Below are 24,306 nucleotides of genomic sequence, written 5' to 3'. Positions count from 1 at the left end.
GGGTGTGACGGACGTGAGGAAAGCGCGGCGGCTGCAGGCCGGGGACCGGGTGGCTGTGGTGGCGCCGGCCGGGCCGTTGAAGGCGGAGCGGCTGGAGGCTGGGAGCCAGAGGCTGCGGGAGTGGGGGCTCGAGGTCGAGGTGATGCCCTCGGCGCTCGCGCGCGACGAGCGGCTGCCGTACCTGGCGGGGAGCGACGCCCAGCGCGCCGAGGACTTCACGAACGCCTGGCTGGACGACCGGTTCGCGGCGGTGTTCTGCGGGCGTGGCGGGTACGGCGTCCAGCGGATGCTGCCGCTCCTCGACCTGGACGCGCTGGCCGCGGTGGAGAAGGTGTTCGTCGGGTTCAGCGACATCACCGCGCTGCACGAGGCGCTCAACGCGCGCGGGCTGGTGACGGTGCACGGCCCGATGGCGGCCGGCGTCGAGCAGCTCGCGACCGGCGGTGACCGGCTCAAGGACCTGCTGTTCGAGCCGGAGAAGGTCGTCGACCTGCTGGCTCCGCGCGGTGCACAAACGGTCGTCGCCGGTACGGCGGAAGGCCGGCTGCTCGGCGGCAACCTGGCGCTGCTCGCGTCGAGCCTCGGCTCGCCGACCGTGTCGAAGCCGCACGGCATCGTCCTGCTCGAGGACATCAGCGAGGACGGCTACCGAGTCGACCGCCTGCTCACGCAGCTGCTCCGCGCGGGCTGGTTCGACCACGTCACCGGGCTCGTCATCGGCGACTTCAGCGAGGCCGACGACGACGGCCTGGTCGCGGACGTGGTGCGCGAGCGGCTGGAGCCGCTGCAGGTCCCGATGGTCACCGGCGCCGCGATCGGCCACGAGGACCTCAACCTCGCCGTACCGCTGGGCCTGCCGGTCCAGCTCGACGCGACCAACGCCGTACTGCGGCCGCTCGAGCCCGCGTTTTATTGAGATCAGTCCCGGAAGGCAGCCCCCTTCGTAGATCGATCGACGACGCGCTCGACGATGCGCTCGATCACCCGGTCTGGATCCTTCCATTTCATCGCCAGCCGATCGGTGTCCATGCCGTGCTCGGCGACAATGTCACGCAATGCCTCGAGGTCGAGGGCGCCGAGCAACGTCCGCAGATGAATCTCTCCGCCGTTGGCGTATGAGACGAAGGGATCGAACGGGCCCGGGTTTCGGCGGTTCTGCGGTCGTCGTGTTCTCGCTGAACTGCTCGGACTGGCCGGACCTCGAAGCGCCTTGGACAGCGAGTTGGCGAAACGAGGGCCGCGGCTGGCTTCGAGTGCCACGGCGGTGAAGAGGCGGGTCAGTGTCGCGGCCAGTTCGGGATCGCGCTGACGAAGGCCCGCGATCGCGACGTCGAGCGAGTCGTCTTCTTGTCCGTGGGCAGGGCTGCCTGGCTGTGCTGCATTGCCTGATGTCACGTTCAGCTCGACCGGTGTGTCGGTCTGCTCGGTCGATGACTCGCTCACAGTTTGTCCTCCACCATCTCGATGAACTCCTTGGTCAGTGCGTGGAAGTCGTTGAAGCGGCCCTGGTAGCCGTACTTCTGTCGCAGCGTCGACCGCCGAACGAACTCGGCCGAAGCCGCAACATCGTTGCCTTCGGGAATGATGGTTTCGAACACCTCGGGAAATTTGTCGTCACGCTCAAGCTGCTCCACCGTGTTCTGGTGCAGCGTCGAGGCGGCCCGAAACTTGGAAACGATCACGCCGAGTGGCTCGATTGTCTCGCCGATGCCGTTCGCGAAATCCTCGACTCGCTTCGTGATCTGCGGAATGCCGTACGTCGAGAGCACGTCGGGGATCGTCGGGATTACATACCCCCCGGAGATCCTCAGTCCGTTCAGCGTGACGATCCCGAGGTTGGGCGGGCAGTCCACCAGCACGTAGTCGTAGTTGTTCACGATCGGTTTGACCGCCTTGCGCAGCAGATCGGTGGGGTTGTTCGAGAAGAACTTCCCCGACGACATTGACCCGAGTCGGTCCTGAACGTCGATCAGGTCGAGCGAGGAGGGCAGTAGATCGACGTCGCGGACGTCCGTGACTGGGCTGACTCCCCGCTGCAGCGTGGCGTCAAGGTCGAACTCAGGCTCCTCGCCGTCCGCCTTCAGGGCATCGGTGAACAGCGTGGCGAGGGTGTGCTTGGCGTCGTTCAGGCGTTTCCACGCGTTCTCGCCGATCAGCATCGTGGTCAGGTTGGTCTGGGGGTCTAGATCGATGACCAGCACCTTCTTGCCGAACTCGCGCGACAAGAACTCCGCCAGTGCCGCCGTGGTGGTCGTCTTGCCGACGCCACCCTTCAAATTGATGGTCGCGATGGTGTACGCCGCCATGATTCTGTTCCTCCGTTTGAGGTATCGCTTGATCTGGCCTGCCCGATAGACAGGCCCGCTCCGCAGATCTGCTGCGGGACTGGGGAACCGATCGTCGCGAGTACGCCAGTTGGATACGACAGTGCGACTCACCCCGGCGAGTTCGGCGATCTCGTAGATGCCCAAGAGGTCGCGGTCGTCGGGCTGCGCAGGCACTTGTTCTCCAAACGTGAACAGGATTAACGGCCCTTGAGTCCAGTGTGAATGCTGTTCACGCTGTTGGCAAGAGCTGATGAAGGTGTTCACAGGTTAAGTCATGGTGGGCCCTCGGCATCTAGATGGCGCTCGGCCAGCCACTGCCCGAAGCGCTGCAACCGAGCGCTCAAGTCGGCAGGCTCGATCACGTCCAGATCCAGGTTCAGGTACGCCAGCCACCGCGCAGCCCAGTCCAGGTCGTCGGTGCCGAAGACCAGCTCGCACTCGTCACCGACGTCCACCACGGCCGCCACGCTCGGGTCGACCAGCTCGCGGACCAGGTCGCCCGACGTGTGCACAGCCACCCGCACCTGATGCCGCCACCGCCCCTGCGCCAACGACCGAGCGACCAGCTGAGCCGCATCGTCAGGTGGAGCAGGTGCTGCCACAGCAATCCCCAATGCCTGAACCCGCGAGATCCGGTCGGCGGCGTACACCCTCCACTCGTCCCCACCCCGCGGACAAGCCACCAGGTACCAAAGCCGCCGCAGCGTCACCAACCGGTACGGCTGCACCTCCACAGCATGGTCCTCCGCAGCCCCCAGCCGCCGGTGCCGGAACCGCACCGCCTCACCAGCCCGGCACGCCAGCGCCAGCTGAACCAGCACATCGCGGTCCGCCCGCCGCGGCGTACGCCCCTGATAAGCCTGTACGTCGGTCAGCGCCGTCAACCGCGTCTGCCACTGCGACGGCACGACCTGCGTCAACTTGGCCAGTGCCGTCACCGCCGCCGTCTCCAGCCCCTCGACTCCAACGCCTGTCCGCAGGCTCAGCGCCACCGCAGCCACCTCGTCGGCGTCCAGCAGCAGCGGCGGCATCGCCCGGCCCTGCGCCAGCCGGTAGCCGCCGTCGCGGCCAGCGGCGCCGTCGATCCGGTAGCCCAGCTCGCGCAGCTGCGCGATGTCGCGCCGCGCGGTCCGCTCGGTGACGCCGAGCCGGGCCGCGAGCGTGGGCGCGGAGATCCCCGGGTGGGTCTGCAGCAGCGCGAGCGTCTCGAGCCGGCGGCTGGTGGTGCTCATAGCCGAAAACTACCTGGAAACCCGGACACAATCTGACCGGGTGAGGGATGATCCTGGGGTCATGACCGAGAAAACGCTGCTCCGACCCGAAGGACTCGTGAACTCCCCGGCGTTCACCCACGTCGCCGTCGTCCCGGCCGGGATGACCACCCTGTACGTCGGCGGCCAGAACGCCGTCGACGGCGCAGGCCGCCTGGTCGGTGGTGACGACGCCGCGGCGCAGACCGAGCAGGTGATGAAGAACCTGAAGACCGCGCTGGCCGCCGCGGGCGCGACCGTGCACGACCTGATCTCGATGACGATCTACCTGGCCGAGGAGGTCGACCTCGCCCAGGCGTACCCCGTCGCCGCGGCCGGGCTCGAAGGCGCGGCGCCGACCGTGCAGGGCATCCGCGTCACCAGCCTGACCGTCCCCGGCGCCCTCCTCGAGGTCAGCGCGATCGCGGCGATCGCCCCGTGACAGGGAAGACCAAGGACGCCGGCTGGCAGATCGGAGTCTCGAAGACCATCGACCGCCCGGTCGACGAGGTCTGGGACTTCGTCACCTCGCCGGCCGGCGTCGCGATCTGGCTCGGCGAAAGCGTCACCCTGCTCAACGAGAAGGGCACCGGCTACGAGACCAAGGACGGCACCCGCGGCGAGCTCCGCAGCTTCCGGGAGCACACCCGGGTCCGCCTCACCTGGCAACCAGCAACCTGGTCGCACGAGACAACGCTGCAGCTGTCGGTAGCCCCGACAGCTGCAGGTAAGGCTCGTCTAGTCGTGCACCAGGAACGCCTGGCCAACGCCGCCGAGCGGGAGCAGCAACGCACCCATTGGCAGCGCGTCGTCAATCAGTTGGTCGAGGCGCTGGCCTGAAGGTGCTCGCGCAGGAACGCGAACGCCTTCGGGTACGCGTCCAGCTTGTTGGCGCGCTTCACCAGCCCGTGCCCCTCGTCGCCGTATACGTGCAGCTCGCACGGCACCTTCCGCTGCTCCAGCGCCGCCACGATCTGCTCGGCCTCGGACAGCGGCACCCGCGGGTCGTTGGCGCCGTGGATGACGAACAGCGGCGCCTGGATCGCGTCCACCCGGCTCAGCGGGCTCACCGATTCCAGGAACTCCCGGTCGGTCTCCAGGTACCCGTACTCGCGCTCGCGGACCCGCCGCCGGTACGGCGAGGTGTTCTCCAGGAACGTCACCAGCGAGGCCACGCCGACCAGGTTGACCCCAGCAGCCCACAGCGACGGCTGGAAGGCCAGCCCGGCCAGCACCATGTAGCCGCCGTACGAGCCACCCCAGAGCGCGACCCGCGACTGGTCGACACCGATGGTCGGCAGCCACGCGTGCAGCGCGGCCAGGTCGCGCACGGAGTCCAGCCGCAGCTCCCGGTCGTCCAGCGAGTACCAGCGCTTGCCGTACCCCGTGGAGCCGCGCACGTTCGGCACCAGCACGGTGTGGCCGTCGGCAACGAGTCCGGCGACCAGCGGGTGCCAGATCTTGCCGTGCTGCCACTCCGGACCGCCGTGCACGAACACCACCGCCGACCCGTCGCCACCGCCCTCCGGCTGGTAGACGTAGACCGGCACCTGCTCACCGTCGAACGACTCCACCCGGTACGACGTCGGCGGCGTCAGCCCGGCCGGCACGGCGACGGCGTCCGGCGCCCGCACCTTATCCAGCGAACCGCCGGCCACGGAGTACCGGAACACATGCTGCGGCTCGACCGGACTGCTGTAGGTGATCACCAGGTGCTCGCCGTCAGCGGACCAGTGCGGCTGCGCCTCCACCAGCACCGCGCCGCAACCACCAGCAGGCAGGTCGATAGGAGCGACCAGCTCGCCGTCGGCAGTGTGCAGCGCCAGTGAGATCTCCCCGTCCACATTCGCTGCCACTAGCAGGTGCTGCCCGTTGGGGCTCGCCCAGCCGACCAGGTCGCGCTCGTCGTCGGTGACCACCGGCGTGAGCGAGCGCGTCGCCAGCTCGTACCGAAACACCGCGACCCGGTCCCGGTCGATGTCAGCGGACAGCAGGAACCCGCTGGAGTCCGGCAGCCAGGAGACGGCGTACGACGCGTTCGGGTCCTCGTACGCCGTGACGTCGCTGATCTCACCGGTCGCGGTCTCGACCAGCAGCACGTGGCTGGAGTTCGCCGGACCACCGGCGCGGCTCACCGCGACCCACTGGTCGTCCGGCGACGCGTTCACCGCGTAGACGTAGCCGCCGCCGTCGTACAGCGTGGTCTCCTCGCCGGTGGCGAGGTCACGGGCGACCAGGTCGAAGTCGATCTCGTTGCGGCGGTTGGTGGTGAACAGCACCCGGCCGGGCCGCGCGGCGATCAGGTGGTGGAAGTACGCGGGGTCGTGGACCAGCGGCTCCGAGGAGGAGCCGGCCAGATCCAGCAGCGACAGCTGACCGCGCTCGTCGCCACCGGTGTCGTGCTCGACCACCACGTGGCGGGTGTCCGGGACGTAGGCCGCGTTGACCACCCGCTCACCAGAGGAGGTCAAGGTGCGCCAGTCGCCGTCCGGTCCGACCTCGTACAGCTCACGGACGCCGCTGCCGTCGTACCCGATCAGCAGGCGACCCTCAGGGTCGATGTCAAAGGCAACAAGATAGGGAAGGGCGAGCAGCGTGGGCAGCATGCTGCCGACCCTACCCACCCTCCCGTGTCATCGATCCCCGTGCCAGGAGTGCCACAGCGCGGCGTACGGACCGCCCGCATCGACCAGGTCGTCGTGCCCGCCGAGCTCGACGATCCGGCCGTCCTCGACGACCGCGATCACGTCCGCGTCGTGCGCGGTGTGCAGCCGGTGCGCGATCGCCACGACCGTCCGGCCCTCCAGTACGCCGGCCAGCGACCGCTCCAGGTGCCGGGCCGCGCGCGGGTCCATCAGCGAGGTCGCCTCGTCCAGCACCAGCGTGTGCGGATTGGCGAGAACCAAGCGGGCCAAGGCGACCTGCTGCGCCTGCGCGGGCGTCAGCGTCGTACCGCCGGAGCCGACCTCGGTGTCGAGACCGTGCTCGAACCCGGCCACCCAGGCGTGCGCGTCGACCGAGCGCAGCGCGTCCCAGAGCTCGGCGTCGCTCGCCTCCGGACGGGCCAGCAGCAGGTTGTCCCGCATGCTCCCGACGAACACGTGGTGCTCCTGGTTCACCAGCGCCACGTGGCTGCGCACCTGCTCGGCCGACATCTCGCCGAGCGCAGCACCGCCCAGCGTGATGTCACCGACGCGTGGCGAATAGATGCCGGCCAGCAGGCGGCCCAGCGTCGACTTCCCGGCGCCCGACGGCCCGACCAGCGCCACCCGAGCGCCCGGCTCGACGGTGAGCGTGACGCCGTGCAGCACGTCGCGGCCCTCCAGGTACCCGAAGCGGACCTCGTCGGCCAGCACGGTCCGGCCTTCCGGCTCGTCCTGGTCGCCGCCGGCGGCCTCCTCGATCTCCCGGACGCCGACCAGCCGGGCCAGCGAGACCTGGGCGACCTGCAGCTCGTCGTACCAGCGGATCATCATGTTGACCGGCTCGACCAGCATCTGGATGTAGAGCGCGCCGGTGGTCAGCGCACCGACCGTGATCCAGCCCTGGATGGACAGCGCGCCGCCGACCATCAGCACCGCGGCCAGCGCGATCGCGTGCGTCATGTTGATCACCGGGAACAGGATCATCCGCAGGAACAGCGTGTACCGCTCCCAGGCGACCCACTGCCCGATCCGGGTGTCACCGAGCTGGATCCGGCGGCTGCCGAGCCGGTGCGACTCAACCGTGCGGCCGGCGTCGACGGTCTCGGCCAGGCCGGACGCGACCGCGGCGTACCCCGCGGCCTCCGACCGGTACGCCGAAGGCGCGCGCCGGAAGTACCAGCGGCCGCCGACGATCAGCACCGGCGCGGCGATCACCAGGGCGACGGCCAGCTCCGGCGCGGTCACCACGAGCGCACCGATCAGCAGACCGCCCCACACGACGGCGATGGTCAGCTGCGGTACGGCGTCGCGCATCGCGTGCGACAGCCGGTCGATGTCGGTGGTGATCCGGGACAGCAGGTCGCCGGTCCCGGCCCGCTCCAGCACGCCCGGCGGCAGCGCCACCGAGCGGACCAGGAAGTCCTCGCGCAGGTCGGCGAGCATCTCCTCGCCCAGCACCGCGCCGCGCAGCCGGGTGATCCGGACGAACACGGTCTGCACGATCAGCGCGACCAGGAAGCCCAGGACGACGTACGGCAGGTTGACGTCGGTGTCGCCGATCGACAGCTGCTCCACCACGTTGCCGAGCAGCCAGGGCCCGACCATGCCGCTCAGCGCCGCGATGGCGTTGACTGCCGTCAGCCAGCCGAACGCCCTGCGGTGCCGGCGGAACAGGACCTTCAGGTAGGCCTTCACCGTCGCCGGACCGGCCACCGGGAGGCGGGCCGCCTCCTGCGGGGCGGCCGGGTCGTACTCGGGGCGCTTCACACCGACTCCTCGAGAGTGGGTTCGTCTTCACGGGTCACGACCGCGCGGTAGCGCAGGTCGCTGTGCACCAGGTCGCGGTGGACGCCGACGGCGGCCACCCGGCCGTCCGGCACGAACACCACGCGGTCGGCGCGGTCCAGCATCAGCGGGCTCGACGTGAACACCACGGTGGTGCGGCCGGACCGCAGTGTCCGCAGGCCGTCCGCGATCCGCGCCTCGGTGTGCGCGTCGACGGCGCTGGTCGGCTCGTCGAGCACGAGCACCGCCGGGTCGACGTACAGGGACCGGGCCAGCGCCACCCGCTGCCGCTGGCCACCGGACAGCGACCGGCCCCGCTCGGTCAGCACGGCCTCCATCGGGTCGTCGGTGCCACCGGCAGGCAGCGACTGCCGCAGGACCTCCAGGATGTCGGCGCACTCCGCCGCATCCAGCGCCTGCTCGGCCGTCACGGCTCCGCTCGACGGTACGTCGAACAGCTCGCGGACCGTCCCGGACAGCAGCACCGGGTCCTTGTCCTGCACCAGCACCGCCGTACGGGCGGACTCCAGCGGCAGCTCGTCGAGCGCCACGCCATCCAGCAACGCCGACAGGTCGTCAGGCTCCGCCTCGGGGCTGTGGCCGCCCAGGTGGTCGGCCAGCCGGCCACCGGCGTCCGGGTTACCGCAGACGACCGCGGTGAAGCTCCCGGCCGGCACCTCCAGCCCGGAGACCGGGTCGAACAGGTCACCGTCGGGCACCTGCGCGGCGCCGGTCCCACGGGTCTCGTCCATCCGCTGCAGCGACAGCACGCGAGCCGCCCGGCGCGCGGACACCTTGGAGAAGATGAACGCGCTCGCCGTCTCCTCGAAGGTGTGCAGCGGCACCAGCATGAACGTGATGAAGCCGTACGTCGTGACCAGCTCGCCGACGGTGATCCGGCCGGCCACCACCAGGCGGATGCCGAACCACACCACGACGACCAGGAACACCCCGAACAGCAGCACCTGCAGCGCCGCGATCAGCGACCACATCCGGGCGCTGTGCACCGCGCTCTGCCGGTACTCCTGGGAGGCCGAGCGGTACCGGTCGAGGAACAGCTGCTCACCGCCGATGCCGCGCAGCACGCGCAGCCCGGCGACGGTGTCGGCGGCCAGCTCGGTGGCCCGGCCGCCCTTCGCGCGCTGCGCGTCGGCCCGGCGCTCGGCCGGACCCATCAGCGGCACGATCGAGAAGGCCAGGACCGGTACGGCGATCGCGACCACCAGACCCAGCTGCGGCTCGTAGAAGAGCAGCCCGATCACCACCGCGAAGCAGGTCAGCAGCGCGGCCGCGAACCGGCCGAGCACCTCGACGAACCAGCCGATCTTCTCGACGTCGCCGCTGCTCACCGCGACCACCTCGCCGGCCGCGATCCGGCGGGTCAGCAACGACCCGAGCTCGGCGGCCTTGCGGAACAGCAGCTGCTGCAGGCGGGACGCCGTACTGATCCAGTTGGTCACCACCGCGCGGTGGAAGAAGGAGTCGGCGGCCGCCTTGGCCGCGCTGAAGGCGAGCAGCAGGAGGACGGCCAGCACCAGCTTCGACCAGGACTTGTCGATCACGGCCTGGACGGCCAGGCCGACGGCGACCGGTGACGCGGCGATCCCGCCGAAGTAGAGCAGTCCCCAGCCGAGCGCGGCCAGCTGCCCGCGCAGCTGCTGGTGCTCCAGCCAGAGGATGAGTCGGAGACCGGACCGGGTGTCGGGCACACCCGGATCGGCGAACGGAACAAGGCGCAACGACATGACGTCTCACAGGAGGCGTAGGAGGGGGTTTTGGCACCTGACCAGGCGAACAGACCAAGCCTAGGCGGGGCCCCGACCGGCCCTCAAACTGTTTTCGGGCCGAATGAGACACTGCCGAGGTGGGCGAGCTGACTCGGCGCAGGCGGTTGCTGGTGCTGGGCATCTGCTGCCTGAGCCTGTTCATCGTCGGGCTGGACTCGACGATCGTGAACCTGGCGCTGCCGGCGATCCGGGCCGACCTGGACGCGTCGGTGGCCAAGCTGCAGTGGACGATCGACGCCTACACGCTGGTGCTGGCCAGCCTGCTGATGATCTCCGGCTCGACCGCGGACCGGGTCGGGCGGCGGCGGACGTTCCAGGTCGGGCTGGTGCTGTTCGGGCTCGGCTCGCTGCTCTGCGGGCTGGCGCCGACCGTGGACCTGCTGATCGGGTTCCGGATGCTGCAGGCGGTCGGCGGCTCGATGCTGAACCCGGTCGCGATGTCGATCATCACCAACACCTTCACCGACCCGCGCGAGCGCGCCCAGGCGATCGGGCTCTGGGGCGGCGTGGTCGGGCTGAGCATGTCGGTCGGGCCGCTGGTCGGCGGTGCCCTGGTCGACTCGGCCGGCTGGCGGTACATCTTCTGGATCAACGTCCCGGTCGCGCTGGTCGCCCTCGTGCTGACCGCGCGGTTCGTCCCGGAGTCGCGGGCCGCGGTGGCGCGCCGGATCGACCCGGTCGGTCAGGTGCTCGTGGTGCTGCTGCTCGCCGGTACGACGTACGGGATCATCGAGGGCCGCGCGGCGGGCTGGACGTCGCCGCTGATCATCAACTGCTTCGTGGTCGCCGTCCTCGCGCTGGCCGGGCTGGTCTTCTACGAGCGGCGCCGCGACCAGCCGCTGCTCGAACCGCGCTTCTTCCGCAGCGCACCCTTCTCCGGCGCGACGCTGATCGCGGTCGCCGGTTTCGTCGCGCTGTCGGGCTTCCTGTTCCTCAACTCCCTGTACCTGCAGGAAGTTCGCGGCTTCACCGCGCTGCACGCCGGGCTCCTGACGTTGCCGATGGCAGCGATGACCGTCGTGTTCGCGCCGGTCTCCGGCTGGCTGGTCGGCCACCGCGGCCCGCGCATCCCGCTGGTCGTCTCCGGCGTGATGCTCGCCATCAGCGGGCTGATCCTGTCCCAGCTCACCACCAGTACGCCGACCCTGCTGCTGCTCGGCGGCTACCTGATCTTCGGGCTCGGCTTCGGCGTGATCAACGCGCCGATCACCAACGCGGCCGTCTCCGGCATGCCCCGCGCCCAGGCCGGCGTCGCGGCGGCGATCGCCTCGACCAGTCGCCAGGTCGGCGCCTCCCTCGGCGTCGCGATCGTCGGCACCGTGCTCACCGCCCGGCTGACCGGCCCGCTCGAGACCGGCTTCGTCGACGCGGCCAAGCTCTGCTGGTTCATCATCGCGGGCTGCGGCGTCCTGGTCCTCGTCCTCGGCCTGATCACCACCGGCCGATGGGCGCAGCGCACTGCCCGAGCCGTTGCCGCCGACCTGACCTAACCGTCGTACAGGCCGGCCCGGCCGAGCGCCTTGAGGCGGCCGCGGAGGATCTTCTGCCGCCGCTCCTCCTCCGGGAACAGCTCCACGTACGCCGGACCCTTCGCCGCGAGCAGGTCGTCGTCGAGCCGCCGGACCGTGCCGGCCGGGAAGCGGTGCGTCATCGCGGCCTGGACCGCGGCGCTGTCGATCCCCTGCAGCAGCTCGGTCAGCTCCTCCTCGGTGCTGACGCCGAGGTCGGCCAGGATGCCGAGCATCCACGCGTAGTGGTTGGTCTTCGCGTGCGGAGCGTCCGGGTACCGCCGGGTCAGGTACGTCGTCAGCGTCGCCGCGGTCAGGTCGCGCGGTGCCTCGTCGTCCGCGGCGGCCGCCAGTTCGCGGTACAGCCGGTCGATCTCGGTGAACTCGTTGTCGGCCAGCTCCATCAGCGCCGCCGCGAGCAGGAACCGCCGGTCGAACTCCGGCTTGCGGTCCGGTGGGATGTCCAGCTTGTACCGGATGTCGTGCTCGAACTCGGCCCACGCGTGCTGGACCGCGGTGCGGACCTGGATCTCCATCACCAGGTTCCGCAGGACGGCGTACTCGGGCAGTTCGCGGCGGTGCGCGTTCAGCCGGACCAGGTAGTGCTTGCTGGCGTAGCCGAAGACGCCCTGCGCGCGGGTGTGTGCGCCCATGTCGGTGTGCTCGACGATCTCGAACTCGGCCTCGATCACCTCGCAGACCCGGTCCACGGCCTCGACCAGGAAGGTGATGATCCGGGCCGCGACCAGGTCGGTGATCTGGTTCAGCGGGTCGTCGTACTTCGGCCGGGCCGGCTCGCCGGGCCGCGGTTTGGAGGCCTTGGACAGGAACGAGTCGGGGTCCTTCGCGCGCGCCGTCGCGCTCAGGTAGTTGATGCCCTCCTCCTCGCCGATCAGCTCGTTGATCAGCGACTCGAGCTTGCGGGCACCGCCGACGTACTGCTGGTGCATGCGCTCGTACTGCGCCGCGGCCTGGACCGCCCAGTCCCCTCCCATGCGCAGACCATAGTCGGCTACGCCCCGATAGGCGCGTCTAGGGAAATCTAGTGATTTCGGTAGAGAACGCGAGTCTTTGACAGATCAGCGACACGCGCTCGGGTTCGCTAGCGAAATCTAAGGAAAACGCTAGACGCGCTCATACAGTGAAATGCATGGATCCGATCCGGAATCCCTATGCGCCCGGCGCCGGCCAGCGCCCGCCCGAGCTGGCCGGACGCGACACCGAGGTGCGGCAGTTCGAGGTCGTGCTCGAACGCGTCGCCGCGGGCCGCCCGGAGCGGAGTCTGGTGCTCAGCGGACTCCGCGGCGTCGGCAAGACCGTGCTGCTGAACACGCTGCGCTCCCAGGCGATCAAGCGGGCCTGGGGCACCGGCAAGATCGAGGCCCGGCCGGACCAGAGCATCCGGCTGCCGATCGCGCAGGCGATGCACACCGCGATGCGGGAGCTCGGCCACCGGCACCGCGACGACGAGCGGGTCGACCAGTTCAGCGCCGTCCTGAAGGCGTTCGCGCTGCGGACCGCGCAGAACGACCGCAAGGGCATCAAGTGGCACCCGCCGGTCGACGTCGCCGCCGCCAAGGGCCGCGCCGACTCGGGTGATCTCGAGATGGACCTGATCGAGCTGTTCGCGGACGCCGCCGACCTGGCCGGCGACCTGTCGGTCGGCGTCGGGCTGTTCATCGACGAGATGCAGGACATCTCCGACGACGACCTGTCCGCGCTCTGCGCCGCGTGCCACGAGATCTCCCAGCAGAGCGCGCCGCTGGTCGTGGTCGGCGCCGGGCTGCCGCACCTGCCCGCCGTACTGTCGGCGAGCAAGTCGTACTCCGAGCGACTGTTCCGCTACGTCCGCGTCGACCGGCTGGCCCGCGAGGCCTGCGACCGCGCGCTGATGATCCCGGCCGAGTCCGAGGACGTGTACTTCGAGGAGGAGGCCCTCGACGAGCTGTACGCGCAGACCGACGGCTACCCGTACTTCGTCCAGGCCTTCGCGCACGCCACCTGGGACCACGCCCCCGCCAGCCCGATCACCGTCAAGGACGTCGCCGTCGCCGGCCCCGAGGCGTCGGCCGAGCTCACCGTCGGCTTCTTCGGCTCCCGCTACGAACGCGCGACGCCGGCCGAACGCGAGTACATGCGCGCGATGGCCGAGCTCGGCGTCGGCGTCGCCGACGGCTCCGTCCCCACCGCCGAGGTCGCCGGCACCCTCAAACGCAAACCCCAGTCGTTGTCCCCGGCCCGCGACGGCCTGATCAAGAAAGGCCTGGTCTTCTCCGCCGAACGCGGCACCGTCGCCTTCACCGTCCCGCACTTCGGCAAGTTCCTCCGCACCCGGACTGCCTGAGCTGTCAAACTCTTGACCGGAAGCTGACGTGAACCGGCCTTTCGGGAATTACCGGTGAGTCGCTAGGGTGAACCGACATGACCACCGGGCGGAACGGGCAGCGTGCGGGCACGCGTGCGTCCAGATCCGCCAAGCGGCGGCGCAGTGCGCGGCACTGCCGGAAGAAGTCGTACAAGGCGCAGTGGTTCTCGGTGACCGCGCTGGCCGTGCTGGGGACCGTGATGGTCGTGCACCCGGACGCCGGGCGGCAGAGTCTCGCGGCGTCGTTCGCGGAGCAGCAGGACGCGGTGGCGCAGCCGCCGGTGCAGCCGGTTGTGGTGCCGACGCACATGCCGTCGGCGGTGCCGACGCTGACCAAGCCGCAGCGGCCGGCGCCGACGCTGACGCGGCAGCCGAAGGGCTCGAAGCCGAACGTGACGGTGTCGACCGGCAAGCTCAGCGTCGTACCGGGCTTCGCCAAGGCGACGCGGAACGTCGGCAAGATGACCTACCGGATCGAGATCGAGCAGGGCCTGTCGCTCAACCCGGCAGCCGTCGCCACCGCCGTGCACAAGACGCTGACCGACCCGCGCGGCTGGCAGGCGCTGCACCCGGTCAGCTTCGAGCGGACCGACAAGGCCGACGCCGACCTGCGGATCATCCTCGCGACGCCGACGCTGACCGACAAGCTGTGCCTGCCGCTCGACACCGGCGGTGAGGTCTCCTGCCGGGTCGAGGACCGCGTCGTGCTGAACGCCAAGCGCTGGGTGTACGCCGTACCGGCGTACAACGGGGACGTCGACCTGTACCGCAACTACCTGGTCAACCACGAGGTCGGCCACGCGCTCGGCCACGGGCACTCCGACTGCGACCAGCCGAACACGCCGGCCCCGGTGATGATGCAGCAGACCAAGGGCCTCGGCGGCTGTCTCCCGAACGCCTGGCCGACCACCAAAGCTACCTAGTCCCACACCCTCCGGCATGAGAGTCTGACGAGAAGACCAGCCGAGGGAGCCACGATGTCGTCACCGCAGTTCCCCACCTACGGCCGGGGCGACGACCCGGACGAGCAGGACCGCAGCCAGTACTACGCCAAGCCGGTCCCGTACGGCCACGAGACCTACCCGCAGCCACCGGCCGAGCAGCCACCAATCTACGGCCAACCTGGTGACACCCAAGGCCACCACCAGCCACCGGCGTACCGGCCCGGCCACCCGTACGGCGCTGCCGCCGCACCCCAGTCGCACCAGCTCCCGTCGTACGGGCCGGAGCCTCGCCGCGACCCCAGAGCTGCCCGGGTGGTCCTGCTGGCAGCAGTGATCGCCGGTGTGTACGGCCTGCTCGTCATATCCGTGCAGCGGGTCTCCCTGCGCGAGATCTCCCAGGCTCCGGGCTCTCCGCTCAACCACCCGCTGCGGACCGACGTGCTGGACACCATCGGCCAGCTGCTGACGGTGATCGTCGGCATCGCCGCGCTGGCGATGTGGTTGCGCGACCTGCAGGGCCGCCGGAAGGCCCGGCGCGAGCTGGACCCGTTCGAGCTCGGCGGCCTGCTGCTGGTGGCGCTGTCGCTGGTGCCGATCCTGATCTGGCTCGGCATGGTGCTGAGCACCGGGCTGGGCGCGGTGGACGACTCGCTGCACCGCCTGCCGACGGCGTACGGGTGGGGTGGGTTCGGCCTGCTGCTGCTCGCTCTGGGCTTCGCGCTCGGCTACCGCGAGCTCAAGCCGGAGGTGGCCAACCCCGTCGTCCAGGCAGCACCGGACCGGCCCCCGTGGGAGTGATCGCGCCGGTCGTCCTGGTGCCAGGGCTCGGCCTCGGCCCGGAGTCCTACGGCCCGACCCAGCAGCACCTGGAGATCCCGTCCGACGTCGTCACCCTCCCCGGGTACGGCGAACCGACGCGCGACGACGACCTGCACGTCGAAGCCCTCGCTGATCGCCTGGCCAAGCACTTGCAGCCCGGCACGGTCCTGGTCAGCCACTCCGCCAGCTGCCACGTCGCCGTCGCTACAGCGCTCGCCTACCCGGACCTGGTCTCCGCGCTGATCCTGCTCGGCCCGACCGGTGACGTGACCGCCTCCGGGTGGCCGACGCTGGCCGGCCGCTGGGTCCGCTCGGCGCTGTGGGAGCGGCCGACGCTGATCCCGACGCTCACCAAGCAGTACTTCCGGACCAGCTTCCCAGCGATGGCCCGCGCCGAGCAGGTCGGTCGCCAATACGACCTGGCCGCAGCGCTGCCACAGGTCGCCGTACCGGTTGTCGTGCTCAGGTGCTCCCACGACCACTTGTGCCCAGCGGCCTGGGCTCAACGGCTTGCGGACCTGGCCGGTGGCGAGGCCTGGACGCTGCCAACTGGCTCGCACATGCCGGTGCTGACGAACGGCCGCGACCTGGCGGCGTTCATCCATCGGGCAGCCGGTGTATACAAAGCTGGATGACGAGCTAAAGTTGACGCGCTAACAACACCACACCTCCGCGGGAGCTCGCACCGGATTGCGGGCTGAGAGGGCGACGAGCATCAGCCGGGTCGCCGACCGCCTGAACCTGACCGGGTAATGCCGGCGTAGGGAGCAGGTCAGATGACCACGACTGCTGTCCGCAAACCCAGTACGACGACCGAAGCGCCGCTCGTCCTGACCACCGACGCGCCGCGCACGCTCGGTTTCTTCGACCAGTTCACGCTCTGGGGCAACCTCGGCATCTCGCTGTTCGGCCCGGTCACCGGCGCGCTCGTCGCGGCGTACACCGGATCGCTGTGGCAGGGGCTGCTCGCGGTCGTCGTCGGCTGCGGGATCGGCGCGCTGGTGCTCGGCGGCGCGGCCGTCTTCGGTTCGCACACCGGCGCTCCGGCGATGGCCAGCCTGCGCGGGCTGTTCGGCCGCCGCGGCTCGATGGCGCCGACGGTGCTGAACATCGCCCAGAACATCGGCTGGGCGACGATGGAGATCATCGTGATCTCGCAGGCCGCGGTCGCGGTGACCGGCGAGCGGTGGCGCTGGCTGTTCGTCGTACTGGCCGGGGTGATCGCGACCGCGATGGCGGTCCGGCCGCTCGGCAGTGTGAAGCTGCTGCGCAAGTTCATGGTCTGGTTGGTGCTGCTGGCATCGATCTACCTGTTCGTCCAGGTGCTCAGCAAGCCGGTCCACGATCTCCCGCAGGACAGCGTTTTCGGCTTCTGGCCCGGTGTCGACCTGGCCGCGGCCGGTGTCGTCTCGTTCGCGCCGCTGGCCGCGGACTACACCCGGCACTCGCGCACCAACAAGGCCGCCTTCGCCGGTTCGTCGCTCGGCTACGGCCTGGCCGCCATCCTGTACTACGCGCTCGGCGTGCTCGCCGTCGCGACGCTGCAGACCAACAGCACCGACGTGATCACCGCGCTGGTCACGCTGCCGGCCGGTGCGATCGCGCTGTTCGTGCTGCTGGTCGACGAGGTGGACGAGGCCTACGCGAACGTCTACTCGACCACGATGGCCGCGCACAACCTGGTCGGTCACCTCGATCGCCGCTGGCTGTCGGTCGGGATCGGCGTCCTGGCCACCGGCCTCGCCCTCTTCGTTGACCTGGGCAACTACACGCAGTTCCTGTACCTGATCGGCTCGGTCTTCATCCCGCTCTTCGCGGTGGCGATCGCGGACTTCTTCGTGGTCAGCCGGATGAACTGGAACGTCGGCGACAGCGCGCCGTTCCGCTGGCAGCCCGCGGTCGCGTGGGTGTTCGGCTTCGTCGCCTACCAGCTGGTGAACCCGGGCACGGTCAGCGGCTGGTCGCCGTTCTGGCTGGACCTGCAGGGCAAGCTGTTCGGCGGCGAACCGGTGCCCGGCTGGCTCGGTGCGACGTACACGTCGATCATCGTCTCGATGGTCGCCGCGGTTGCGTTCGGCGCGATCGGACGCCCGAGGAGACAGTGACCGGAGACTTCGCAATACTTGCGCAATGCTGAACTCCGCACTGCGCAGCCGGGCCGAGTACGCCGAACTCGGCGCCGAGGGTCTGGCCGCGCGCACCACGCCCGAGCGGGACGCAGCCGTCGTGAAGGCCGTCGAGGAACTGCTCGACGGCCGGGAGTCGGTGCTCGACCTGTGCTGCGGCTACGGCCGGATCGCCCTGCCGCTGCGCCGGGCCGGCAAGGTCGTGAGCGCCCTCGACATCTCCCCGAACCTGATCGAAGCCGGCCAGGCCCAGGCCGCCGAGGAGGAGCTCCGGATCGACTGGGCGGTCGGGTCGATGACCGACCTGCCGTACAAGTCGGACTCGTTCGACGCGGTGATCTGCCTGTGGACGGCGTTCCACGAGCTGTTCGGCGAGGACGAGCAGCTGTCGACGATCTGGGAGATCTCCCGGGTGCTCAAGCCGGGCGGCCTGGCGATCATCGAGGGCCCGGTCTGGGGACCGGCGACCGCGTCGGAGATCGCGAACGGCCTGCGCCAGGGCCCGGAGCACCGGATCGTCACCACCGAGCACTTCGGCACCAGCAGCATCCACTTCATCCACGACGAGGCCAGCTACGGCCGGCTCTGCGCGGCCGCCGGGATCAAGGACTACAAGGTCTACAAGCGCGAGTGGGGCGGCCGGCGCCGGCTGATCCTGGAAATGCATCAAAGCTGACACGTCAGGAAAAAGAAGAAGCAGATCCCCACTCCACAATGGGGACCTGCTCCTTCACTGACCAAAGTCTAAATGTTTTCTCCCGACCGGTGGAAAACTCAGCTTTTCGATTCAAGATTCAAAAGGAAGCGTTTCGCGTCCAGGCCGCCGGCGTACCCGGTGAGCGCGCCGCCCGCCCCGATCACCCGGTGGCAGGGAAGCACCACGCACAAAGGGTTCGCGCCCAGTGCGGTCCCCACGGCACGGGCCGCCTTGGGTCGTTCGATGTCGCCCGCGAGCTCGCCGTACGTCGTCGTTCGCCCGTACGCCGTGAAGCGCGGCAGGTCGGTCAGGACCAGGCGCTGGAAATCCGTCGCCAGCGTCAGGTCGACTTCCAGGTCGAACGTTCGCCGCTGCCCGGCGAGGAATTCGTCGAGCTGGCGCCGTACGTCGTCCAGCGGCGCCGACTGGCGCAGGACGCGCGGCGAGATGGCGCGGGCCAGCCGGTGCGTCATCGTCTCCTCGTCGCCGAACGAGCTGGCGACGACCTTGCCGCCCGCGGTGGCGAGCAGCATCCGGCCGATCGGGGTGTCGTGCAGGGTGTAGGCGACGTCCGCGGCCGGGAGCACCGGCGGGCGGGCCGGCGATCGGTCCAGGTCAGGGCCGCCGAGGCGGCTGAGGCGTCCTTCGAGGTCAGTCATCATCAACTCCGAGTGTGCTGCGCAAGGTGGCCAGCGCGTCGCTGACCAGGCGACGCGACGCGGCCGGGGTGGTGTCGAGGGCGGCGGCCACTCCGTGGTGGTCGAGGTCGCCGACGTACTTGAGCGTGACGGCGTACCGCTGCCGCTCGGGCAGCGCGCCGACCGCCTTCCAGAGCTCGGGATCGGGCCAGTCCGCCGCGTCCGGCCCGTCGACCGCGACCGGCGGCGCCTCGTCGAGCGGCCGTTGCGGCTTCCGCGCGCGGTGCACGTCGGTCGCGCACCGCGCGGTGATCGTCAGCAACCAGCTCCGCAGGTTCTTCGCCGAGGTCAGCTTCGGGTACGCCGCGAACGCCTTCTCCCAGGCCCGCTGCGCGACGTCGTCACCGTCCACCGGCCCGGCCAGGGCCCGGGCCAGCCTGGTCACGTCGCGCCAGTGGTCGTCGACGAGCACCTGGAACGGCGGCAGGCCGGTCTTGTTCGTAGCCATCACGCCAGTAGAACGCACTGCACCTCAACCCTGTGAGCCCGCCTCACCTCCTCTCTCCCTCTGTTCTGCTGTGGACTCCTGTCCCGGATACCGAGATTGTCTAGTTTTCCAGTCGACTTTGATGAGACAGTGATTGACATGACGACGACCAGGCAGCACCGCGAGCGCGGTCGAGGGGACTTCACCCTCGTGCTGACCAGCCGTCTGCTCACCCGCCGCCGCGTCATCGACCAGATGCGGACGGCCAGCGCGACCTGTCGCTGACAGCCGCCTGAGGCCCGTCGAGGCCCCGCACGATCACCCGCACCGGTTGCGGCCGACCGCAGAGATCCGCCGCCGGGTTCACCCCTGCCCAGAGGGAGTGTCATGTCCGTCCACGCGATCAACCCTGCCCAGAACCACCGTCCCGGGCTCACTGTCGTGCCCGACCACCTGGACGAGCGGACCGTCGACGCCGACCTGTTCCGTTCCGTGTTCCGCCGGCACGCCGCCGGCGTCGTCGTGATCACCGCCGACGCCGGCCACGGCCCGGCCGGTTTCACCGCCACCTCACTGGTCTCGGTCAGCTCGCTGCCGCCGCTGGTCTCGTTCTCGATCGCGACCACGGCGTCCAGCTGGCCGACCATCCAGTCCACCCAGAGCGTGGTGATCAACTTCCTGGACGCCGGGCAGCGCGACCTGGCCGGCCGGTTCGCGACCAGCGGCATCGACCGCTTCGCCGACCCGACCCGCTGGTCCCGGCTGCGCACCGGCGAGCCCGTCCTGGACGACGCCCCGAGCTACCTGCGCGCGCTCGTCGAGCACCGCTTCGCCGTCGGCGGCAACCACATCGTCGTGGCCCGCCTGGCCGTGCACGCCGAGCGCCGCGAGCACGAACCGCTGCTCTACCACGACGGCCAGTACGTCACCACCGCCTGAGCTGATGAGGAATCCCCTTATGTCGAAGAGAAAACTCGCCGTACTGGCCGGAGCCGCCGCCGCGATCACGCTCCTGGCCGGCTGCGGTGGCGCCGCCGAAGCCGGCGGTGGCCCGAAGCTCGCCCTCGACGCCGCGCTGCCGACGTCCGCCGTACCGGACGGCGTCAAGATCGTCGTCGGCGATCCCACCACCCAGAAGGCGCTCGAGCTGTCCGGCCAGCTCGGCAAGGTCGACAAGTTCGTCCAGTTCGCCAACCTGAGCGGCGGTCCGCAGACCACCGAGGCGTTCCGGGCCAAGGCGCTCGACCTCGGCTCGGTCGCGGAGATCCCGCCGATCCACGCCACCTGGACCGGGCTGCAGGTGAAGATCGTCGCCTCGAAGTTCCGCCAGGACGCGCTGAACCACCCGATCTACCAGCTCGGCGTCGCGCCCGGCGTACCGGTCAAGACGCTGCAGGACCTGCGGGGCAAGAAGATCGCCTACAGCCCGGGGCAGGCGCAGGGCGCGCTGGTGCTCAAGGTGCTGAAGAAGGCCGGGCTGACCAAGGACGACGTGAAGCTGGTCGAGCTGCCGAGCACCGGAGACATCTACCCGAACGCGCTCGCCGCGAAGCAGGTCGAGGTCGCCCCGATCGGTGGCGTCGCGATCAAGCGCTACCTGACCAAGTACGGCAAGGACGGCGCGACCACGATCCAGCACGGGATCCGCGACGACGCCGGGCACCTCTACACGCTGACCTCGTCGCTCGAAGACAGCAACAAGGCCGCCGCGATCCGCGCGTACGTCGCCGCCTGGGGCGTCGCGCAGGAGTGGATCGACAAGCACCCGAAGGAATGGATCGAGGGCTACTACGTGAAGGACCAGGGCCTGACCACCGCCGATGGCCAGTGGCTGGTCGACAACGCCGGCCACCCGGAGATCACCAACGACTGGAGTGCCGCCATCACCCGCCAGCAGGAGACCATCGACCTGCTGTCCAAGGAGACCGGCAACGAGGACATCAAGGCCGCCGACCTGTACGACCTGCGCTTCCAGCCGGTCGCGGCCGACGCGATCAAGGCGGCGGCCAAGTGAGCGGCTCAGCGGCGACGCTGACCGGCGTACGGGCGTCGAAGGCGGTCACGACCCAGCCGGTACGACGGCGCCGCCGGCTCGGACCGGGCAAGCCGATCCGCTTCGGCGCGCTGATCGGACCGGTGCTGCTGCTGGTGATCTGGAGCATCGGCTCGGCCGCCGGGTGGCTGGACCCGCGGATCCTCTCCGCGCCGTGGACCGTCGTCACCACCACCGGCGACCTGATCGCCGACGGCCGGCTGCAGTCCAACCTGATCACCTCGACGCAGCGGGCGTTCCTCGGGCTCGGCCTGGGCGTCGTCCTCGGCACGGTGCTGGCGCTGCTGTCCGGCCTGAGCCGGATCGGTGAGGCCGTGCTCGACGGGCCGATCCAGATCAAGCGCGCGATCCCGTCGCTGGCGCTGCTGCCGCTGCTGATCCTGTGGCTCGGCATCGGCGAGACGATGAAGGTCACCACGATCACGCTCGGCGTCTTCGTCCCGATCTACATCCACACCCACAACGGCCTGCGCACGATCGACAGCCGGTACGTCGAACTGGCGCAGACCGTCGGGCTGTCCCGGTGGACGTTCATCCGCCGCGTGGTCCTGCCCGGCGCGCTGCCGGGTTTCCTGCTCGGCCTGCGGTTCGCGGTCACCGGCGCCTGGCTGTCGCTGGTCGTGGTCGAGCAGATCAACTCCACCAGCGGGATCGGCTACATGATGGAGCTGGCCCGCACCTACGGGCAGACCGACATCATCATCGTCGGCCTGGTCCTGTACGGCGTCCTCGGGTTGCTCTCCGACGGAGCGGTCCGCCTGATCCAGAGGAGGGCCCTGTCATGGCGACGCACACTGGCGGACTGACGCTGACGAAGGCCGTCGAGGTCCGCGGACTCGTCCGCTCGTACGGCGACCGCGCGGTCCTCGACGATCTCGACCTGAGCATCGCGCCCGGGGAATTCGTTGCCCTGCTGGGGAAATCGGGATCCGGCAAGAGCACGCTGCTGCGCGCGCTGGCCGGGCTCGACCACGACGTGACCGGGACCGGTGAGCTGGTGGTGCCGGAGAACGTGTCGGTGGTCTTCCAGGACTCCAGATTGTTGCCCTGGGCCCGCGTTCTCGACAACGTCGTACTGGGCCTGCGGGACGCCTCGGAGCGTGGGCTGCGCAGCCTCGACGAGGTCGGGCTCGCCGGGCGCGAGAACGCCTGGCCGAACGAGCTGTCCGGCGGCGAGCAGCAGCGGGTCGCGCTGGCCCGCTCGCTGGTCCGCGAACCCGCGCTGCTGCTCGCCGACGAGCCGTTCGGCGCGCTGGACGCGCTGACCCGGATCAAGATGCACGTGCTGCTGCGCAAGCTCTGCGCCGCGCACCAACCCGCCGTACTGCTGGTGACGCACGACGTCGACGAGGCGATCGTGCTCGCCGACCGCGTGATCGTGCTCGATGAGGGCCGCGTGGTCGCCGAGGAGCGGATCGAGCTGGCTCCGCCCCGCAACTCCGCCGACCCGGCGTTCGCCGCGGTCCGGACCCGACTTCTCGATGCCCTGGGGGTAACGCTATGAGCAGGCAGTTGCACCTGAACGCGTTCTTGATGAGCACCGGTCACCACGAGGCGTCGTGGCGGCTCCCGGAGAGCAACCCGGTCGCCAACACCGACGTCGGGCACTACCAGGAGCTGGCCCGGACCGCCGAGCGCGGCAAGTTCGACTCGATCTTCTTCGCCGACTCGCCGGTCCTGTTCAGCGACGTCGGCCGGCGCCCGGCCGGGTCGCTGGAGCCGACCGTGCTGCTCACCGCGATCGCCGCCGCGACATCCCGGATCGGGCTGATCGCGACCGCCAGTACGACGTACAACGATCCGTACAACCTGGCCCGCCGGTTCGCGAGCGTCGACCACGTCAGCGCCGGCCGGGCCGGCTGGAACGTCGTCACCACCGCCGGCCCGGACGCCGCGAAGAACTTCAACCTGGCCGACCAGCCCGCCCACGCGGACCGCTACGACCGGGCCGCCGAGTTCCTGGAGGTCGCGTTCAAGCTCTGGGACTCCTGGGAGGACGACGCGACGCTGGCCGACAAGGAGTCCGGCGTCTGGGGCGACAACGCGAAGGTCGCCCCGATCGACCACGTAGGCCGCCACTTCCAGGTCCGCGGCCCGCTCAACCTGCCGCGCTCCCCGCAGGGCCATCCCCTGATCGTCCAGGCCGGCTCCTCGGAGGACGGCAAGGGCCTGGCCGCCCGCTACGCCGAAGCGGTCTTCACCGCCCAGCAGACGCTCGAGGACGCCCAGGCCTTCTACGCCGACCTCAAGGCTCGGACGGCGGCGTTGGGTCGTGACCCCGACGGTCTGAAGATCCTCCCCGGGATCGTCCCCGTCATCGGCTCCACCGAGACCGAGGCCCTCGCCCTGGAACGCGCCCTGGACGACCTGATCAAGCCCGAGTACGCCCGCCAGCAACTCGCCCGCACGCTCCGGGTGGCCCCCGAGGACCTCCCCCTCGACCAGCCTCTCCCCGCGGGCCTCCCCGACGAGGACGAGATCGAAGGCGCCAAATCCCGCTACACCCTGATCGTCACCCTCGCCCGCCGGGAGAACCTGACGGTCCGCCAACTCATCGGCCGCCTCGGCGGCGGCCGGGGCCACCGCACCTTCACCGGCACCCCCGACCAGGTCGCCGACGCCATCCAGTCCTGGTTCGAAGCCGGCGCCGCCGACGGCTTCAACATCATGCCCCCGGTCCTCCCGTCCGGCCTGGTCACCTTCACCGACGAGGTCGTCCCGATCCTCCAGCGGCGAGGCCTCTTCCGGGAGGACTACACCGGTACGACGCTCCGCGACCACTACGGTCTCCCGCGCCCCGCCGGCCGGACCGCGTCGTTGCAGGAGGCAACAGCCTGAGCGATCCGTTGCCAGCCGGACGGCGGCCCCTCCTCCG

General features: G+C 70.0%; 25 protein-coding genes and 1 riboswitch. Of the genes, 16 read left to right on the top strand and 9 right to left on the bottom strand.

The features are described from left to right. Positions 1 to 4 precede the first annotated feature (4 nt). A complete protein-coding gene (locus tag AB0M01_RS34565) occupies positions 5 to 916 on the top strand; it encodes an LD-carboxypeptidase (protein ID WP_363676705.1) in 912 nt (303 codons plus the stop codon). A gap of 2 nt (positions 917 to 918) precedes the next feature. Here AB0M01_RS34565 and AB0M01_RS34560 read toward each other — a convergent pair whose 3' ends face one another. The 3 genes from AB0M01_RS34560 to AB0M01_RS34550 are packed head-to-tail and all read right to left on the bottom strand — an operon-like array spanning position 919 to position 3,559. Further along, a complete protein-coding gene (locus AB0M01_RS34560; RefSeq protein WP_363676704.1) occupies positions 919 to 1,443 on the bottom strand; it encodes a hypothetical protein in 525 nt (174 codons plus the stop codon). Continuing rightward, positions 1,440 to 2,591 carry an AAA family ATPase gene (locus tag AB0M01_RS34555; protein ID WP_363676703.1) on the bottom strand — a complete coding sequence of 384 codons (1,152 nt, stop codon included), beginning with the start codon at positions 2,589 to 2,591 and terminating at the stop codon, positions 1,440 to 1,442. Before AB0M01_RS34555 ends, AB0M01_RS34560 begins: the two co-directional genes overlap by 4 nt. An 8-nt stretch (positions 2,592 to 2,599) precedes the next feature. Beyond that, on the bottom strand, positions 2,600 to 3,559 hold the full coding sequence (locus AB0M01_RS34550; RefSeq protein ID WP_363676702.1) for a WYL domain-containing protein: 960 nt from the start codon (positions 3,557 to 3,559) through the stop codon (positions 2,600 to 2,602). A gap of 61 nt (positions 3,560 to 3,620) precedes the next feature. Between AB0M01_RS34550 and AB0M01_RS34545 the strand changes: the two genes are divergently transcribed. Next, positions 3,621 to 4,019: a RidA family protein gene (locus tag AB0M01_RS34545; protein WP_363676701.1), complete on the top strand. Its 399-nt coding sequence runs from the start codon at positions 3,621 to 3,623 to the stop codon at positions 4,017 to 4,019. Further along, a complete protein-coding gene (locus tag AB0M01_RS34540) occupies positions 4,016 to 4,417 on the top strand; it encodes an SRPBCC domain-containing protein (RefSeq protein ID WP_363676700.1) in 402 nt (133 codons plus the stop codon). Before AB0M01_RS34545 ends, AB0M01_RS34540 begins: the two co-directional genes overlap by 4 nt. Here AB0M01_RS34540 and AB0M01_RS34535 read toward each other — a convergent pair. Genes AB0M01_RS34535 through AB0M01_RS34525 form a run of 3 tightly spaced genes read right to left on the bottom strand, consistent with a single transcriptional unit; the run spans position 4,393 to position 9,752 of the window. Then, positions 4,393 to 6,183, bottom strand: coding sequence for an alpha/beta fold hydrolase (locus tag AB0M01_RS34535; protein ID WP_363676699.1), 1,791 nt, complete (start codon positions 6,181 to 6,183; stop codon positions 4,393 to 4,395). The two genes, AB0M01_RS34540 and AB0M01_RS34535, sit on opposite strands and share 25 nt — an antisense overlap. Positions 6,184 to 6,210: 27 nt before the next feature. Further along, on the bottom strand, positions 6,211 to 7,989 hold the full coding sequence (locus AB0M01_RS34530; protein WP_363676698.1) for an ABC transporter ATP-binding protein: 1,779 nt from the start codon (positions 7,987 to 7,989) through the stop codon (positions 6,211 to 6,213). Then, positions 7,986 to 9,752, bottom strand: coding sequence for an ABC transporter ATP-binding protein (locus AB0M01_RS34525; protein ID WP_363676697.1), 1,767 nt, complete (start codon positions 9,750 to 9,752; stop codon positions 7,986 to 7,988). The genes AB0M01_RS34530 and AB0M01_RS34525 overlap by 4 nt, the downstream gene beginning before the upstream one ends. A gap of 119 nt (positions 9,753 to 9,871) precedes the next feature. Here AB0M01_RS34525 and AB0M01_RS34520 point away from each other — a divergent pair, with 119 nt between their 5' ends. Then, a complete protein-coding gene (locus AB0M01_RS34520; protein ID WP_363676696.1) occupies positions 9,872 to 11,284 on the top strand; it encodes an MFS transporter in 1,413 nt (470 codons plus the stop codon). Here the strand turns inward: AB0M01_RS34520 and AB0M01_RS34515 are convergent. Beyond that, the gene (locus AB0M01_RS34515; RefSeq protein WP_363676695.1) at positions 11,281 to 12,297 is read right to left on the bottom strand and encodes a (p)ppGpp synthetase; all 1,017 of its coding nucleotides are present in this window, start codon (positions 12,295 to 12,297) and stop codon (positions 11,281 to 11,283) included. The genes AB0M01_RS34520 and AB0M01_RS34515 overlap by 4 nt on opposite strands. Positions 12,298 to 12,452: 155 nt before the next feature. Between AB0M01_RS34515 and AB0M01_RS34510 the strand changes: the two genes are divergently transcribed. The 6 genes from AB0M01_RS34510 to AB0M01_RS34485 all read left to right on the top strand — a co-directional run bounded on the left by AB0M01_RS34510 (position 12,453) and on the right by AB0M01_RS34485 (position 18,232). Next, on the top strand, positions 12,453 to 13,646 hold the full coding sequence (locus AB0M01_RS34510; protein WP_363676694.1) for an ATP-binding protein: 1,194 nt from the start codon (positions 12,453 to 12,455) through the stop codon (positions 13,644 to 13,646). 77 nt (positions 13,647 to 13,723) lie between these two features. Next, positions 13,724 to 14,590, top strand: coding sequence for a DUF3152 domain-containing protein (locus AB0M01_RS34505; protein WP_363676693.1), 867 nt, complete (start codon positions 13,724 to 13,726; stop codon positions 14,588 to 14,590). A gap of 54 nt (positions 14,591 to 14,644) precedes the next feature. Then, positions 14,645 to 15,409 (top strand): hypothetical protein, encoded by a 765-nt coding sequence (locus AB0M01_RS34500; protein ID WP_363676692.1) that lies wholly within the window; start codon positions 14,645 to 14,647, stop codon positions 15,407 to 15,409. Further along, entirely contained in the window at positions 15,400 to 16,065 is a 666-nt protein-coding gene (locus tag AB0M01_RS34495) for an alpha/beta hydrolase (protein WP_363676691.1), read from the top strand. The genes AB0M01_RS34500 and AB0M01_RS34495 overlap by 10 nt, the downstream gene beginning before the upstream one ends. 27 nt (positions 16,066 to 16,092) lie before the next feature. Further along, positions 16,093 to 16,214: riboswitch (TPP riboswitch) on the top strand. Further along, positions 16,207 to 17,535, top strand: coding sequence for a cytosine permease (locus AB0M01_RS34490; protein ID WP_363676690.1), 1,329 nt, complete (start codon positions 16,207 to 16,209; stop codon positions 17,533 to 17,535). (Overlaps the previous riboswitch by 8 nt.) A 25-nt stretch (positions 17,536 to 17,560) precedes the next feature. Then, positions 17,561 to 18,232 (top strand): class I SAM-dependent methyltransferase, encoded by a 672-nt coding sequence (locus tag AB0M01_RS34485; protein ID WP_363676689.1) that lies wholly within the window; start codon positions 17,561 to 17,563, stop codon positions 18,230 to 18,232. A gap of 98 nt (positions 18,233 to 18,330) precedes the next feature. Here AB0M01_RS34485 and AB0M01_RS34480 read toward each other — a convergent pair whose 3' ends face one another. Together AB0M01_RS34480 and AB0M01_RS34475 are read right to left on the bottom strand one after the other, a co-directional pair. Beyond that, on the bottom strand, positions 18,331 to 18,915 hold the full coding sequence (locus tag AB0M01_RS34480) for a methylated-DNA--[protein]-cysteine S-methyltransferase (protein ID WP_363676688.1): 585 nt from the start codon (positions 18,913 to 18,915) through the stop codon (positions 18,331 to 18,333). Beyond that, the gene (locus tag AB0M01_RS34475) at positions 18,905 to 19,399 is read right to left on the bottom strand and encodes a sigma-70 family RNA polymerase sigma factor (RefSeq protein ID WP_363676687.1); all 495 of its coding nucleotides are present in this window, start codon (positions 19,397 to 19,399) and stop codon (positions 18,905 to 18,907) included. The genes AB0M01_RS34480 and AB0M01_RS34475 overlap by 11 nt, the downstream gene beginning before the upstream one ends. A 138-nt stretch (positions 19,400 to 19,537) precedes the next feature. Here AB0M01_RS34475 and AB0M01_RS34470 point away from each other — a divergent pair, with 138 nt between their 5' ends. The 6 genes from AB0M01_RS34470 (at position 19,538) to AB0M01_RS34445 (ending at position 24,269) form a co-directional block, all read left to right on the top strand. Beyond that, complete coding sequence (locus AB0M01_RS34470; protein WP_363676686.1) at positions 19,538 to 19,663, top strand: hypothetical protein; 126 nt, start codon at positions 19,538 to 19,540, stop codon at positions 19,661 to 19,663. 102 nt (positions 19,664 to 19,765) lie between these two features. Next, complete coding sequence (locus AB0M01_RS34465; protein WP_363676685.1) at positions 19,766 to 20,317, top strand: flavin reductase family protein; 552 nt, start codon at positions 19,766 to 19,768, stop codon at positions 20,315 to 20,317. A 19-nt stretch (positions 20,318 to 20,336) separates the two neighbouring features. Then, positions 20,337 to 21,392, top strand: coding sequence for an ABC transporter substrate-binding protein (locus AB0M01_RS34460; protein ID WP_363676684.1), 1,056 nt, complete (start codon positions 20,337 to 20,339; stop codon positions 21,390 to 21,392). Next, the gene (locus AB0M01_RS34455) at positions 21,389 to 22,237 is read left to right on the top strand and encodes an ABC transporter permease (RefSeq protein WP_363676683.1); all 849 of its coding nucleotides are present in this window, start codon (positions 21,389 to 21,391) and stop codon (positions 22,235 to 22,237) included. The genes AB0M01_RS34460 and AB0M01_RS34455 overlap by 4 nt, the downstream gene beginning before the upstream one ends. After that, the gene (locus tag AB0M01_RS34450) at positions 22,213 to 22,935 is read left to right on the top strand and encodes an ABC transporter ATP-binding protein (protein ID WP_363676682.1); all 723 of its coding nucleotides are present in this window, start codon (positions 22,213 to 22,215) and stop codon (positions 22,933 to 22,935) included. The genes AB0M01_RS34455 and AB0M01_RS34450 overlap by 25 nt, the downstream gene beginning before the upstream one ends. Further along, on the top strand, positions 22,932 to 24,269 hold the full coding sequence (locus tag AB0M01_RS34445) for an LLM class flavin-dependent oxidoreductase (RefSeq protein ID WP_363676681.1): 1,338 nt from the start codon (positions 22,932 to 22,934) through the stop codon (positions 24,267 to 24,269). The genes AB0M01_RS34450 and AB0M01_RS34445 overlap by 4 nt, the downstream gene beginning before the upstream one ends. Positions 24,270 to 24,306: the final 37 nt, after the last annotated feature.

The sequence above is a fragment of the Kribbella sp. NPDC051770 genome (assembly GCF_040681455.1).
In the GTDB taxonomy this organism is placed as follows: domain Bacteria; phylum Actinomycetota; class Actinomycetes; order Propionibacteriales; family Kribbellaceae; genus Kribbella.
This window is presented reverse-complemented; position numbering and strand designations above follow the sequence as displayed.

Coding starts and splice junctions, on each gene's coding strand:
- AB0M01_RS34550 (WP_363676702.1), bottom strand. CDS start 3,559: ATGAGCACCACCAGCCGCCGGCTCGAGACGCTCGCGCTGCTGCAGACC.
- AB0M01_RS34545 (WP_363676701.1), top strand. CDS start 3,621: ATGACCGAGAAAACGCTGCTCCGACCCGAAGGACTCGTGAACTCCCCG.
- AB0M01_RS34535 (WP_363676699.1), bottom strand. CDS start 6,183: ATGCTGCCCACGCTGCTCGCCCTTCCCTATCTTGTTGCCTTTGACATC.
- AB0M01_RS34525 (WP_363676697.1), bottom strand. CDS start 9,752: ATGTCGTTGCGCCTTGTTCCGTTCGCCGATCCGGGTGTGCCCGACACC.
- AB0M01_RS34515 (WP_363676695.1), bottom strand. CDS start 12,297: ATGGGAGGGGACTGGGCGGTCCAGGCCGCGGCGCAGTACGAGCGCATG.
- AB0M01_RS34510 (WP_363676694.1), top strand. CDS start 12,453: ATGGATCCGATCCGGAATCCCTATGCGCCCGGCGCCGGCCAGCGCCCG.
- AB0M01_RS34505 (WP_363676693.1), top strand. CDS start 13,724: ATGACCACCGGGCGGAACGGGCAGCGTGCGGGCACGCGTGCGTCCAGA.
- AB0M01_RS34500 (WP_363676692.1), top strand. CDS start 14,645: ATGTCGTCACCGCAGTTCCCCACCTACGGCCGGGGCGACGACCCGGAC.
- AB0M01_RS34490 (WP_363676690.1), top strand. CDS start 16,207: ATGACCACGACTGCTGTCCGCAAACCCAGTACGACGACCGAAGCGCCG.
- AB0M01_RS34485 (WP_363676689.1), top strand. CDS start 17,561: ATGCTGAACTCCGCACTGCGCAGCCGGGCCGAGTACGCCGAACTCGGC.
- AB0M01_RS34480 (WP_363676688.1), bottom strand. CDS start 18,915: ATGATGACTGACCTCGAAGGACGCCTCAGCCGCCTCGGCGGCCCTGAC.
- AB0M01_RS34475 (WP_363676687.1), bottom strand. CDS start 19,399: ATGGCTACGAACAAGACCGGCCTGCCGCCGTTCCAGGTGCTCGTCGAC.
- AB0M01_RS34470 (WP_363676686.1), top strand. CDS start 19,538: ATGACGACGACCAGGCAGCACCGCGAGCGCGGTCGAGGGGACTTCACC.
- AB0M01_RS34465 (WP_363676685.1), top strand. CDS start 19,766: ATGTCCGTCCACGCGATCAACCCTGCCCAGAACCACCGTCCCGGGCTC.
- AB0M01_RS34460 (WP_363676684.1), top strand. CDS start 20,337: ATGTCGAAGAGAAAACTCGCCGTACTGGCCGGAGCCGCCGCCGCGATC.
- AB0M01_RS34450 (WP_363676682.1), top strand. CDS start 22,213: ATGGCGACGCACACTGGCGGACTGACGCTGACGAAGGCCGTCGAGGTC.
- AB0M01_RS34445 (WP_363676681.1), top strand. CDS start 22,932: ATGAGCAGGCAGTTGCACCTGAACGCGTTCTTGATGAGCACCGGTCAC.